General features: G+C 31.4%; 15 protein-coding genes. 3 read left to right on the plus strand and 12 right to left on the minus strand.

Translation table 11 applies throughout. The annotated features are described in order from the left end of the window. Position 1: 1 nt before the first annotated feature. A complete protein-coding gene (locus ACVHXK_RS09465; protein WP_461206143.1) occupies positions 2 to 328 on the minus strand; it encodes a cupin domain-containing protein in 327 nt (108 codons plus the stop codon). A 230-nt stretch (positions 329 to 558) separates the two neighbouring features. On the opposite strand from ACVHXK_RS09465, the gene ACVHXK_RS09470 reads away from it, so the two are divergent. Next, positions 559 to 1,233: a Crp/Fnr family transcriptional regulator gene (locus ACVHXK_RS09470; RefSeq protein ID WP_461206144.1), complete on the plus strand. Its 675-nt coding sequence runs from the start codon at positions 559 to 561 to the stop codon at positions 1,231 to 1,233. Positions 1,234 to 1,262: 29 nt separating this feature from the next. Here the strand turns inward: ACVHXK_RS09470 and ACVHXK_RS09475 are convergent, their stop codons facing one another. From ACVHXK_RS09475 to glmM, 5 genes are all read right to left on the minus strand, one after another. Continuing rightward, positions 1,263 to 1,850, minus strand: coding sequence for a hypothetical protein (locus ACVHXK_RS09475; protein ID WP_461206145.1), 588 nt, complete (start codon positions 1,848 to 1,850; stop codon positions 1,263 to 1,265). 222 nt (positions 1,851 to 2,072) lie between these two features. Continuing rightward, positions 2,073 to 2,603: a permease gene (locus ACVHXK_RS09480; RefSeq protein WP_461206146.1), complete on the minus strand. Its 531-nt coding sequence runs from the start codon at positions 2,601 to 2,603 to the stop codon at positions 2,073 to 2,075. After that, positions 2,600 to 3,085 carry a permease gene (locus tag ACVHXK_RS09485; protein WP_461206147.1) on the minus strand — a complete coding sequence of 162 codons (486 nt, stop codon included), beginning with the start codon at positions 3,083 to 3,085 and terminating at the stop codon, positions 2,600 to 2,602. Before ACVHXK_RS09485 ends, ACVHXK_RS09480 begins: the two co-directional genes overlap by 4 nt. Positions 3,086 to 3,407: 322 nt before the next feature. Further along, positions 3,408 to 5,234, minus strand: a complete 1,827-nt coding sequence (glmS, locus tag ACVHXK_RS09490; protein WP_461206148.1) for a glutamine--fructose-6-phosphate transaminase (isomerizing) — start codon at positions 5,232 to 5,234, stop codon at positions 3,408 to 3,410. Between the two features lie 907 nt (positions 5,235 to 6,141). After that, entirely contained in the window at positions 6,142 to 7,494 is a 1,353-nt protein-coding gene (glmM, locus tag ACVHXK_RS09495; protein ID WP_461206149.1) for a phosphoglucosamine mutase, read from the minus strand. A gap of 353 nt (positions 7,495 to 7,847) precedes the next feature. Here glmM and ACVHXK_RS09500 point away from each other — a divergent pair, with 353 nt between their 5' ends. Together ACVHXK_RS09500 and ACVHXK_RS09505 are read left to right on the plus strand one after the other, a co-directional pair. Beyond that, positions 7,848 to 8,270 carry an NUDIX hydrolase gene (locus tag ACVHXK_RS09500; RefSeq protein ID WP_461206150.1) on the plus strand — a complete coding sequence of 141 codons (423 nt, stop codon included), beginning with the start codon at positions 7,848 to 7,850 and terminating at the stop codon, positions 8,268 to 8,270. 22 nt (positions 8,271 to 8,292) lie between these two features. Next, a complete protein-coding gene (locus tag ACVHXK_RS09505; RefSeq protein ID WP_461206151.1) occupies positions 8,293 to 8,481 on the plus strand; it encodes a DUF6440 family protein in 189 nt (62 codons plus the stop codon). A gap of 178 nt (positions 8,482 to 8,659) precedes the next feature. Here the strand turns inward: ACVHXK_RS09505 and ACVHXK_RS09510 are convergent, their stop codons facing one another. The 6 genes from ACVHXK_RS09510 to ilvD form a co-directional block, all read right to left on the minus strand. Further along, a complete protein-coding gene (locus ACVHXK_RS09510) occupies positions 8,660 to 9,190 on the minus strand; it encodes a 2-oxoacid:acceptor oxidoreductase family protein (RefSeq protein ID WP_461206152.1) in 531 nt (176 codons plus the stop codon). A gap of 1 nt (position 9,191) precedes the next feature. Next, positions 9,192 to 9,941: a thiamine pyrophosphate-dependent enzyme gene (locus ACVHXK_RS09515; RefSeq protein WP_461206153.1), complete on the minus strand. Its 750-nt coding sequence runs from the start codon at positions 9,939 to 9,941 to the stop codon at positions 9,192 to 9,194. Then, positions 9,941 to 11,011: a 3-methyl-2-oxobutanoate dehydrogenase subunit VorB gene (locus ACVHXK_RS09520; RefSeq protein WP_461206154.1), complete on the minus strand. Its 1,071-nt coding sequence runs from the start codon at positions 11,009 to 11,011 to the stop codon at positions 9,941 to 9,943. Before ACVHXK_RS09520 ends, ACVHXK_RS09515 begins: the two co-directional genes overlap by 1 nt. A 20-nt stretch (positions 11,012 to 11,031) precedes the next feature. Beyond that, positions 11,032 to 11,241, minus strand: a complete 210-nt coding sequence (locus ACVHXK_RS09525; RefSeq protein ID WP_461206155.1) for a 4Fe-4S binding protein — start codon at positions 11,239 to 11,241, stop codon at positions 11,032 to 11,034. Between the two features lie 354 nt (positions 11,242 to 11,595). Next, positions 11,596 to 12,261, minus strand: coding sequence for an ATP-binding protein (locus ACVHXK_RS09530; RefSeq protein ID WP_461206156.1), 666 nt, complete (start codon positions 12,259 to 12,261; stop codon positions 11,596 to 11,598). Between the two features lie 311 nt (positions 12,262 to 12,572). Next, the gene (gene ilvD, locus ACVHXK_RS09535) at positions 12,573 to 14,237 is read right to left on the minus strand and encodes a dihydroxy-acid dehydratase (protein WP_461206157.1); all 1,665 of its coding nucleotides are present in this window, start codon (positions 14,235 to 14,237) and stop codon (positions 12,573 to 12,575) included. Between the last annotated feature and the right edge of the window lie 92 nt (positions 14,238 to 14,329).

Raw genomic sequence — 14,329 nt, forward strand, 5'->3', positions numbered from 1 at the left:
CTTACTTACCTCCATAATATTTAGGTGCTGGTGATTTAACTACGAAGAATTCTAAAATTTCTTCATCCAAATTAGTAATATTCATTTTTATATTATACGGAATATTAAGCATTTTGCCTTTTTCATAAGAGTGATATTCCTCATCGTTTAATTTAATATTCATAACTCCATTAGTGATTATCATATAAACATTAGAATTAGAATAATGTTCTGGTAGTGATTCTCCTTTTCTAAAAATCATATGATTAATATTTACATTTTCATCATCAATAATCCTCTCAACAGCCTTTTCTTTTTTCATTGAATATTGGAATATTTTTTCTAACATCTTTTGTCCTCCTTTTATATTTTGTACTTTTATAATATAATTAATTGAAGATAAAATCAGTTACCACGGTAACTAATTTTAAAGCAATGCACAATTTACAATGCACACTGCACAATTAATGTGAATTTTCTTCCCTTTGGTCAGAAAATTTTCAAATAGTTAAAAGACTTCCGAATAATAAGAAAGTCTTACTTGTAGATTATTACTTATAAAAAAGGACTGTAAATTATATGGAAATAGAAAAATACATATCAGAACTTAAAAATAATAAATTATTTAATCATTTATCAGAAGAAGAAATCGAGAGATATTTTATTCAAGGGTACTATCAAATAAAATCCTACAAGAAAAATGCTTTAATAAGACTTGAAGGGGAACATTCAACGACTTTAGACATTATTTTAAAGGGCACCATTATTGTACAAAAGATTGATGAAAAAGGAAATGTTCTTACTATAGCTGATTTTAAAAAGGGAGATGATTTTGGAGGGAATTTAATATTCTCTAATTATCCTATTTACCCCATGAGTATTATTGCAAAAGAAAATGTGATTTTACTTCATTTAAAAAAAGAACTAATACTCAATCTATGTAGTGATAATAAAGATTTTTTAGTTTTATTTTTGAATAATATATCAAATAAATCTGCCATTCTTTCACAAAAAATAAAATCAATTTCACTTAAATCAATTAGGGAAAGTATTATAGACTTCTTAAAATATGAATATAATATTCAAAACTCTTCAGTAATCAAACTTGAATTAAGTAAAAAAGAACTCGCTGAAAAAATGGGCATACAGAGAACTTCACTTTCTAGAGAACTGAATAAAATGAGAAAAAACGGCATGATTAAATACGATGCGCATAATATAGAATTATTAAACCTTGATTTTATCCAAGAATAAATCTTATGAGATTTAGCCATTACTTTATTTCAAAAAGCTACTTTAACTACCAATAGCAACCCTAGAAAAACGCCCATAAAAGCAGATAAGCTTGTCCCTAGTTCAGCCCCTAAATCTCTTCTATATCTTTTACCCAAGAAAAAAGATAATAAAAATAATATTAGTGGAAATATTGTTGAATAGTTTAGCCCTATCATTTTTCCTATATTAAGTTTAAGTCCAAATTTTGATAAGAAGTAGACACCAATTATTCCATATCCTTCTATACTTATAAAAAATGATATAGCAAGGACAAATACTATTATCGATAAAGTACCTATACCTATTCTCTTATTTTTAAAAATAGAAGAGCATTTACTTAAAACAAAGTAATAAATTCCAATATCTAAAGCAAACCAAACTAAATTAAAATTAACCTCTTTGCCATCACTCAGCAAAATAGGTATCACCATTGAACTATTTCCCATTGTATTTATATAAAAATAAGCTATAGGGAATCCAAAACTGCATTTATATACCCCATCAATACTCTTAGGAGAAAAGCAAGGCAATAAAAGAGCTGAAAGAACTACTATACCAATACTGATTATTATATATTTTTTTGCTTTATCATCCATTACTTTGCTCCTTTAAAATCTACTTTTTTTAAAATGTATTCAATGTATAGTTAACATTTCTTTCAACTACTTAATGCAAACTAATAATTTTTCCATGAATATATTATACCATATTTTGTAAATTATGTAGTATTATTTTTCTTCTTTCATAAAAAAAACACTAAAAGGTATATATACCTCATAGTGCTTTTTTTATACTATATATTTTAAGTAGTTGTAGATCTATAGAGACTCTACTCCCTTATATATTTTCTCAACTTCTTCCTCTGATATTAATGAAGATAAAATATATGCCATTATAATAATCCCCGGTATATCTATAAGTAGCCTAGTAAGTGCGAATCTTGTACCTAAAGCGGATAACTCGAATAAAAACATCGGTATTTTTGTAGTTGACCATGCTCCTATGAAAATAAGTACATTACTAAATTTAGCACCTTTCTTTATAAAAACTGCTGCAACTGGGAATGCACCATAAAGCGGTCCTGCCGCCGCTGATCCAAAAGCCAAAGCTAAAATTATCCCTTTAATCCCTGAGCCATGCCCCATATACTTAACCATAGTTTCTCTAGGTATCCATACATCTAAAAGCCCTAAAAGTATAAATACAGGAGGAATTACCATAAGCATTTCTTTTAAACTATACCCTGTAACGGACAATGCTTTTAATCCTAATTCCATATTTAGTATAGTTATTATTGCTATAATCGCTAGTGTACCTATAAAAAATTTATATCTTTTAATTAGCTTCATACTACACCTGCCACCTTTCCAATGATAAATGCAACAAAGAATGAAAATACAAAAGCAAGAACATTTCTCATAATAGTCATCTTTTTACCAAAGTACTTTATTTCTACAGGTGCAGTTACAACTCCAACCATCATTAGTGTCGATACAAAGGCACCTATTTGCATATATCCTGCCCCTCCTTCTAAAAGCATTGCTGCCGTTGGAAAAGCTATAAATCCTGGTATCAAAGTAATAGTACCCACCACAGCTGAAATAATTACTCCAAACCATCCTGATTCTTCACCAATTAACTTTGAAATAACTTCTGGATTTAAAACAGCCATCAAAATCCCCACTAACATAATTACTCCTAAAAATTCCGGAAGAATATTATCAAAAGCCTTCCAAGCTTTTTTAAGTGCTTTTTTAGTTTTTACTTTATCTTTTTGAAAAGATATTAGTAACAACATCAGGGCAACTACATATAAAATATAATTCGTCATTTTTTTCTCCTTTTTTCTAATTGATTTAATTCATAGTAAAATAGTTATTTTTATATTTCACTTGTTTTACTTAATTTCCATTTTATTATTTCATAATATACTAAATTATAATAGAATACGGTAACCCTTGCAACGTTTTATAATATTTGATTTGTAATCTATTCAATAAACCAGTAAGACTATCTTTATTTATTTTTTTATTTTAAAATTATCCCAATTTTCTACTCAATAAAAAATCGACTTTTAGGATTTTCAAATCTCAAAAGTCGATTTCGATTTTTAGTTTTTTAGTTAAAAAACGTCAATTTAGACAAACTATCCTCTATTCCACAGTAACAGACTTAGCAAGATTCCTTGGTTTATCTACGTCAGCACCTTTTTCAACTGCAACATAATATGCAAGTAATTGAAGGGGAATTACTGATAAAATTGGAGCCAATATACTACTTACTTTTGGAGTATATATTGTAGCATCCACTGTCTTTTCAATTTCTTCATAACCTTCTTTTGATACTGCTATAACTCTTGCCCCTCTTGTTTTTACTTCTTTTACATTACTTAGCATTTTTTCAAACAAAGCTTTTTGAGTTGCGAGAGCTATTACCATTGTTCCCTTTTCAATTAAAGCAATAGTACCATGCTTTAATTCTCCACCAGCATACGCCTCTGAATGAATATAAGATATTTCTTTAAGTTTTAAAGAACCTTCCATAGCAACTGCATAGTCGAATCCTCTTCCTAAGAAAAATACATCTTTATGCTTAGCTACTTCTTTAGCAAATTCTTTTATCTCTTCTTTATCATTTAGTACTTCTGCTGCTTTTTCAGACATATCTAAAAGACCTGATTTTATCTTATTTATTTCACTTTCCCTTACTGTACCTAGTATTTCTGCAAAATGAAGTGCCACAATATATAGAGCAATAAGCTGAGTTACATAAGCTTTTGTTGATGCAACAGCAATCTCAGGTCCTGCCCAAGTATAAAGAACATCTTCTGCTTCTCTAGAAACTGAACTTCCTACAACATTTGTTATAGCCAAAATCCTAGCATTTTGAGATTTTGCAAGTCTTAAAGCAGCAAGTGTATCTGCTGTTTCTCCTGACTGGCTAAGAACTATCATAAGCGTTCTCTCAGTTATAAGTGGTTCTCTATATCTGAATTCTGAAGCCACATCTATTTCCACGGGAATTTTAGCAAACTTTTCAATTAGAGATTTGCCTACAACCCCAGCATTATAAGCTGTTCCACATGCTACTATATAAATTTTGTCAACATTTTCTAAGTATTCTTTTGTAATTGAGATACCATCAAGCTTTATCTTCTCACCTTTAGTAACTCTAGAAGTTAAAGTATCTTTAATAGCTTTTGGCTGCTCGTGGATTTCTTTAAGCATAAAGTGATCATATCCGCCTTTTTCAGCTGCATCAGCATTCCAAGTTACATGAAATACTTCCTTCTCAACTTTATTCTTTTCAGCATCAAAAATCTTTATACCTTCTTCTTCTATTAAAACAAATTCATTATCTTCTAAAAAATAAACGTCTCTTGTATAATTTAAAACTGCAGGTATATCAGAAGCTATAAAGGATTCACCTTCACCAACCCCTACTATAAGTGGACTGTCTTTTCTTACAGCAACAATCTTATTAGGTTCCTCTTTAGCAATAACCCCTAGAGCATAACTACCCTGCATTTTTTCAACAGCCTTCATTACAGCATCTAATAAATCACCTTCGTAGTAATAATCAACAAGCTGTGGAATTACTTCTGTATCTGTTTCTGACTTAAACTTATAGCCTTCAGATTGAAGCCATTCTTTCAGTACCATATAGTTTTCTATGATACCATTGTGAACCACTGCAATTCTATCTTGCATATCAAGATGAGGATGTGAATTAACATCTGATGGCTCTCCGTGTGTGGCCCATCTTGTATGTCCTATACCAACATTACCAACAACAGGATTTCCTTTAAGCATTTCTTCAAGGTTTGAAAGTCTACCTTTACTTTTCTTAACAGTAATGCCTTTACCTTCTATTACTGCAACTCCTGCTGAGTCATATCCTCTATACTCAAGTTTTGATAATCCTTCAATTAAAATTGTTGAAGCATCCTTACTTCCTAAATAACCTACTATTCCACACATATACATATCTCCTTTTAATTTTTTGAGCTATGTTGTAGTATTGCTTATATTAAATGTATTATCCTTTGTAAATAGTTTTTCAATCTTAAATTAATGCACAATGCACAATTCACAATGCACAATTAAGGATGATTTTCTTCGTACCTCAGAAAATCTTTAATTTACGAACTAATTTCATATTATTAAAATTATCCTTAACTAGTTTTAAACCATTGCTTTTAAACACTATTGCATAACTAAAATAAACTCAAAGTAACACTTATAATAAAAAACAATATTCTAAAACAAAGCTTTCTTTAACAAAGGAAACCTGCACTTAGAAGTACACCCGATTGAATCTGTCCAAGAAATTGCTTTCTTGTTTTGTCAATCTTTATCGGTAGTGCAATACCGTGGGGCATCCGCCGAAAACTTCGATACTCCCCATCCTCGTCACCTTATATAAATAAGGTCTGGCGCTTCTATTCGATTTTTTTGTCGTCTTCACCTCCCTAAAATAATTTTCACTGTCATTCCTTGCACAAGCTCCATAAATCGCATAAAGTATTGCTAAATACACACAAAACAATGTATTTATTTTCACCTATACAACTATTTATATAATATATTATAGTCTTATAGATGTCAATTTGTTTACAATTATATTTTTACTTACACTTTCTTAAATCAATACAGCCAGTATTAAAAGTAGTATTGAAAATATTATTCCAATCCTATATTACTTAATCTATACATACAGAAAAAACAACCCCTCGCATAGCTATCAAGAGATTGTTTTTTTGAATCTTAGATTCTCCGAAGAATGAGGAGAATCCACCTTAATTGTGCATTGTGCATTGTGCATTGTGCATTGTGCATTGTGCATTGTGCATTGTGCATTGTGCATTGTGCATTGTGCATTGTAATTCTATCTTACTCCCGCTTTAAGTTCTATTAATTTTGCTAAATCATTAGCAATTTTTTCTATTTCATATTGATTTTCGCCCTCTAGCATAACTCTTACTAATGGTTCTGTTCCAGATGGTCTTATAAGAACTCTTCCTTTTCCATTAAGTAATTTTTCAGCTTTTTCTATTTCTAAAATTATATCTTTATCCTCTTTGTATATATCTTTCATACTATTTGGAACCTTGGCATTCACTAAAACTTGAGGTAATTGTTTCATAATAGTAGCTAATTCAGATAATTTCTTACCAGTTTTTTTAACTATAGAAGCCAATTGTAATCCTGTTAGAAGCCCATCTCCAGTTGTATTGAAATCTAAGAAAATAACGTGTCCGGATTGCTCTCCACCTAATTTATAACCTTTGTCTACCATTTCTTCAAGTACATATCTATCGCCAACCTTAGTTTTTGGTATATTGATACCTTCTTCTTCAAGGGCCAATGTAAAACCTAGATTACTCATTACTGTTACTACCACTGTATTTTTCTCTAATTTACCTTCATCCTTCATTTGTTTAGCACAAATAGCCATAATAAAGTCTCCATCAATTAGATTTCCTTTTTCATCAACTGCTAAACATCTATCAGCATCACCATCAAAAGCAATACCTAAATGACAACCTTTTTTTACTACATATTCCATCAATTCTTCTGGATGTGTTGAACCACAGTTTTTATTAATATTAACACCATCTGGGTCATTATTGATAACTAATACTTCCGCTCCTAATTCTCTAAAAGTCTGCACAGAAGTCTGATATGCAGCACCATTTGCACAATCAAGAGCAATCTTTAACCCTTCTAAAGAATTATCCACAGTTGATTTAGCAAAATCCACATAATCTTCCACCGCAGATTCTTCAATTATTTTTCTTCCAACTTCTCCACCTATTGGGCTTGGTACTCCTTCAAAATCATTATCTATAATTGCCTGAATTTTATCTTCTAGTTCATCTTTTAATTTATATCCTTGTCCATTAAAAAATTTTATCCCATTGTATTCAACCGGGTTATGTGATGCTGAAATTACAACACCTGCATCTGCTCCATATTTCCTTGTAAGATATGCTACTGCCGGCGTAGGTACAATTCCTAAGCTTATAGCTTCTGCTCCCACTGATAAAATCCCCGCAACTAGTGCAGATTCTAACATATCGCCTGAAATTCTAGTATCCATTCCAACTAAAATTTTCGGTTTGTGTGTTCCTTCTGTTAATACAAAAGCCCCTGCTCTTCCTAATTCATATGCAAGCTTTGGTGTTAACTCAGTATTTGCAATTCCTCGTACTCCATCTGTTCCAAATAATCTTCCCATATTCAACCTCTTTCATTTTATTATATTAATATGCAATGTGTCATAAATATTATCCATTACTGTACTATCAGCATAGTCAAATTTTACTACTTATTAAACTACATATATTTATCCTGTGACAAATACTATTATATTACAAAAACTGTATTTAAACAATTTTTTTACTACTCTTATTCACAGCGTAACTTTGCTATTTCAAACTTTTCCCATATAGTTTATAATTTATTTATATATGGTACATGGCTGAACTCTCAAAGGTTAATGTCATATACTTGCTTTGCTTTTTGTACATAGCAAAGTAAAGAATCAATTCGCCTAAGTATTTTAAAAGATATTGAAATGGAGTGAAATAAATGACTAATGAATGTAAACTAGTAGTTGCTGTTAAAGGAATTATTGTAAAAGACGAGAAAATACTAATTATCAAACGTTCTTCTAATGATAAAATCGGTGCTGACACTTGGGAATGTGTAGGTGGAAAAATAGAATTTGGTGAAGATTTAGAGGAAGCACTTATGCGAGAAGTAAAAGAAGAAGTTGGACTTACTATAACCGTTGATAAACTTCTCTATGCAACAACTTTCCAAACTAATCCAACAAGACAAGTAGTTATTCTTACATACCTTTGTACAAGCAAAAATGATAAAATAATATTATCCCCAGAACATTCAGATTTTAAGTGGGTATCAACAGAAGAATCACAACAATTTTTAACACCAGAAATCATCAATGATTTTAAAAAGAATAATATTTTTTCTCTAAAAGAACTTTTATAAAAACTAATAGGAGGTAATTTATATGCGTAAAGAAAAAAGGCAACGCTTTGAAATTTCATATGAACAAGCAGGATTTATGGACCAATATAAAATACTTATTGATAAACAAACAGGAGTAAATTACTTATTTACAATTTCAGCACAAGCAGGTGGACTTACTGTTCTACTAGATAAAGAAGGTAAACCTGTTATAACTCCCATTGAGCCATAAACTCAAACTCCTGAAATAATTATTGATAAATATTTTATAACTGTAAACCATAATACCCTTTATTTATCATATCATTATGGTTTTCTTTAAGCCTTTGGCTCTTTACTCTTTTGATTTTTCACTTCACACTTCACACTTCACACTAAAATAAAAAGCCTCGCTATCGCGAGACTTTTTATTATTTTGCGTAAGAAGCTCCAACTTCAAGAGCATTTTTATTTAATTCTAAGAATTTAGCTTTACCATGATCTGCTAATGCTTGTATAGTAGCTTCTAATGAAACTATTCCTGTCTTTTGAACATAAGCACCTAATAAAATCATATTAGCTATTTTTTTACTTCCTAATTTTTCTGCTTCAGTTTGAGCTGGAATTGCTATAACCTCAACATCATCCCTTTCAGGCATTCTATCTACGATATCACTATCTAAAATCACTAATCCACCTGAATGTAACATTTCTTCAAATTTATCAAGTGATGGTCTATTCATTACTATTACAGCATCTAATTCTGTAACAACTGGAGAACCAACTAATTCATCAGATATTACTACTGAACAGTTAGCAGTTCCGCCTCTCATTTCTGGTCCATAAGATGGAAGCCATGATACATTTTTATTTGAATCCATTCCAGCGTAAGCTAGAAATTTACCCATTGATAAAATACCTTGACCGCCGAAACCAGCACAAATTAATTGTTGTTCTGCCATACTACTCAACCTCCCCAGTTATATCTTTTACTACACCTAGTGGATAGTAAGGGATCATATTTTCTCTTAACCACTGAAGCGATTCTTGTGTAGATAAACCCCAGTTAGTTGGGCAAATTGATAATACTTCTACCATTGCGAAACCTTTTCCATCTAACTGAACTTGGAAAGCTTTTTTAATTGCTTTTTTAGCTTTATTTATATTTGGAACTGTATCTACAGAAACTCTTTCAACATATACAGCACCAGCTAATGTAGCTATCATTTCAGATACTCTTATTGGGAAACCTGCAAGTTTTGTATCTCTACCGTATGGTGTAGTTTCAGTAACTTGACCTGGTAATGTTGTTGGAGCCATTTGTCCACCTGTCATACCATAAATACAGTTGTTTACAAATATACTTGTTATTAATTCACCTCTAGTAGCTGCATGAACGATTTCAGCAGTTCCTATAGCGGCTAAATCTCCATCTCCTTGATAAGTAAATACTGTTTTATCAGGAAGAGCTCTTTTGATACCAGTTCCTACTGCAGGTGCTCTACCGTGAGCAGCCTCAGACATATCACATGCAAAATAGTCATAACATAAAACTGAACATCCAACAGGTGCAACCCCTATTGTATTATCTAAAATCCCTAATTCATCTATTACCTCAGCTACTAGTCTATGGATAATACCGTGAGTACAACCTGGACAATAGTGAGTAGGTACATCAAGTAACGCCTTTGTAGGCTCGAATACGATAGCCATTATTTAGCACCTCCTACAATTTCTTTTACTTTTTCTAGTATATCTTCTGGATGAGGAATCATTCCACCAGATCTACCGTAGAAATCAACTGGTTTTCTACCTAAAACTGATAATTTTACGTCTTCAACCATTTGACCACAACTCATCTCTACTGATAAGTAACCAAATTTAGTTTTATCAACAGTTTTTTCAAAAGCTTCAGCAGGGAAAGGCCATAAAGTAATTGGTCTTATTAAACCTAATTTAATACCTTCTGCAGCAGCTAATTTAACAACATTTTTACATATTCTAGATGTAGTACCGTATGCAACCATAACTAAATCATTTTCTCTATCACATTCAAACATTTCATATCTTACTTCTTTTTCTTTAATTACTTTGTATTTAGCTTGTAACTTTTCATTATGCATTTCTAACTCTTCTGATTTTAAGAATAAAGAATTTATTACATTGTGTTTTTTTCTTCCATTTAAACCCGAAGAAGCCCAAGTCTTCTCTGGCAATTCTACTACAGGTCTTTCTTTAAATTCTACTGGTTCCATCATTTGACCAAGCATTCCATCTCCCATAACCATAACTGGAGTTCTATATTTATCTGCTGTATCAAATGCATCTTGTATTAAATCAACCATTTCTTGAATTGAAGATGGTGCATAAACTGGCATTGAGAAATCACCATGAGATCCTCCCTTAGTTGCTTGGAAGTAATCTGATTGCGCTGGCTGAATACTACCAAGTCCTGGGCCACCTCTAACTATATTTACAATTACGCATGGAACTTCTGCTCCAGCTATATATGAAATACCTTCTGCTTTTAAACTTATTCCTGGACTTGATGAAGATGTCATAACTCTAACACCTGCACCAGCTGCACCGTATACCATATTTATTGCTGCTACTTCACTTTCTGCTTGTAAAAATACTCTTCCTATTTTAGGCATTTTTCTTGATAAATACGCAGAAATTTCTGTTTGCGGAGTTATAGGATACCCAAAGAAGCATTGACAGTTAGCTCTAATTGCTGCTTCACCAATAGCTTCATTACCTTTCATCAGTACTTTTTCACTCATATTAAATAGCTCCTCCTTTATTATTTTTCAACTGTAATTACACAATCAGGACACATTTTCGCACATGATGCACAACCAATGCACTCACTCATTTTATCTTCTGTTACTGTAGCTGGGTGATATCCTTTTAAATTATATCCCTCTGAGAAAGTTATTATTTTCTTAGGACATACTTCAATACAAAGACCACAGCCTTTACATCTGTCTTCTCTAAACGTAACTCTTGCCATAAAAACCCTCCTTCTAAATTAAGAATGAAATTTGCTAAAGATAAACTTTACAGAAACTTAATTTATACTTGTACAAAACTCTATGGTTTAAAGAGTTATGTACACATATAAATTTATGTTGAAGTAGTTTATCTACTTGTAATTTATTAAAATTTCAAGACTACACTTGTACAACAAGCAGTCTCAAAATAAAGAATACTTCTTTAAATTTATACCTCTTAGTTTGTATTTCTTTAATTATAGATTTCCTAAGAATGAGGAAATTCCTTAATTGTGCATTGTGAATTGTGCATTGTGCATTGTGCATTGTGCATTGTGCATTGTGCATTGTGCATTGTGCATTGTGCATTGCAATTATACTTCCCATGGTTTCTTCATAAAAATTTTAATTGGGAATATCTCTGCTTTAACTTTACCTTCTAATTCCGGAACTAAATCTTCCCTTATTACTGCATACTTATAAGGAATATTTAATTTCTTAGATAACTCTGAAACTATTTTATCACCTTTAATTACATGTTCCTTTGTTGTTTCATAAGATAAATTTGTATTTGCAATAAAGTCTGTAACTTTAAGTCTAGATGCTCTTTCAACTTCATACAAATAATCTTCTGTTGTATTAATATCCCCTGTTAATAATCTGTTATTATTAACTACAAAGTACATTTCATAATCTTCTTCTCTTAAATATCTATTATATTGTCCTAATGCTATAGCACCAGCATCATCTCCACCGATGTCGATAACAACCTGATATGATTTATCATTAAATATAGCATTTATTTCCCCTGTTACAACCATAAGTTCAACATTTACAAGATCAGGGTTAGAACTAATTAATCTTATTCCTTTTTCATCAAATAATGATTTCAATTCTCTTGTACAAAAATAAGGATTTACTATGTCTAAATCTACAATAGCAACTTTTTGTCCTTCTTCAGCCATCTTCAAAGCTTGGTTTATTGCAATTTCAGTTTTACCACTTCCAAAATGTCCTGCGAATATTTTTATTCTACTCATATTATCTCCTTATCTTTAATATTATTTTTCTTTTCTTAAGTCTATTATACACTAACTATAATTATTTTGTCATGTTATTTATTTTGTAAATTAGAATAATTTTGCTCTTTGTCAACCTTTACAATTATATTTTACAACTTTTTTGCTATAAAGGGAAGGGTTTTTTTATAAAAAAACAATAAATTTTATGAATTTTTTATTAATATATTGCTTTCATTGCTTTGTAGCCACTAAATTCAACAAATATTGCAATTAATTTACTCATAACAAAAAGCAACCTCCATATGGAAGTTGCCCTAATTAATTTGTTTTTATTCAAGTACTGCACCCTTGCTTGCAGAAGTAACTAACTTACTATATCTTCTTAAATAAGTTCCTTCTATTGAATTCGATTCTGGTTTAACCCAATTTTTCCTTCTTTCATCTATTACTTCTTCTGTTAATTCAGCTCTTAAAATCCTGTTAGGAATATCAATTTCAATAATATCTCCTTCTTCTAGTAATCCAATCAATCCACCTGCCATTGCCTCAGGAGACACATGTCCTATACAAGGGCCTCTTGTTCCTCCTGAAAATCTTCCATCTGTTATAAGTGCCACTGAAGTATCAAGACCCATTCCACAAATAGCAGCTGTAGGACTAAGCATTTCTCTCATACCTGGTCCACCTTTAGGGCCTTCATACCTAATTATAACAACATCTCCTGAAACTATTTTTTTATCTAAAATAGCTTTATAAGCTTCTTCTTCTGAATTGAATACTCTTGCAGGACCTTTATGATACATCATTTCTGGTTTTACACCCGATTGCTTGATAACTGCACCTTCTTCTGCTAAATTACCCATTAAAATTGCTATTCCACCTTCTTTTGAGTAAGGATTATCAAGAGTTTTAATAACATTAGCATCAAGTATTTTAGAATCTTGAACGTTTTCAAGAATTGTTTGCCCTGTCACTGTAATTTCATCAGTATATATAAATCCTGTCTTTGCTAATTCATTCATTACAGCGGATAATCCACCTGCTTTATCAAGGTCATGCATACTATGATACCCTGATGGGCTTAACTTCGTTATATTACAAACTTTCTTACTAATTATATCAAATTCTTCAAGTTGAAGATTTACTTTTGCCTCATTAGCAATAGCCATTAAGTGTAACACTGTGTTACTAGAACCACCAATTGCCATATCCACTGCAATAGCATTTCTAAAAGCTCCTAATGTCATTATATCTCTTGGTTTAATATCTTTTTTAACTAAATCCATTATTTGCATTCCTGCTTTTTTAGCTAAAGCTTTACGTCTACCATAAGGTGCTGGAATTGTACCATTGCCTGGAAGTGCAATTCCCAAAGCCTCTGCCAAAGAATTCATAGTATTTGCTGTAAATAAACCTGCACAGCTTCCACATGTTGGGCAAGAATGTTTTTCAATTTCATAAAGCTCTTTCTCAGAGATTTCTCCTTCGACTTGTTTTCCAACACTTTCAAAAGCCCCACTAATAAGGTCTATTTTCTCACCATTATAATCCCCTTTTAACATAGGTCCACCACTAATATATATAGCAGGTACGTTGAGCCTAGCTGCTGCCATAAGCATACCTGGAACTATCTTATCGCAATTCCCTACTAACACAAGTCCATCAAACTTATAAGCCATTACCATTGCTTCTATGGAATCACAAATAAGCTCCCTTGATGCTAATGGATATTTCATACCACTATGGTTCATAGCAATTCCGTCACAAATTCCTATACATGGAAACTCCATAGGTGTTCCCCCTGCCGCAGTTACACCGGATTTGACAGCTTTTGCAATATCATCTAAATGAAAATGCCCAGGGATAACTTCGTTTTGAGCATTTACAACACCAATAAGTGGCTTTTCTAAATCTTCTGGTATATATCCCATTGCATAAAATAAAGATCTATGAGGTGCTCTTGCAATTCCTTTTTTAATTTCATCACTTCTCATTTTTTTGCCCCCTTTATAAAATTATAATGCTTCATCTATAGTTTTTCTATGGATTCACTAATGTTAACATTCATTATAATTTATACCTAGCT

The sequence above is a fragment of the Clostridium sp. DL1XJH146 genome (genome assembly GCF_054819755.1).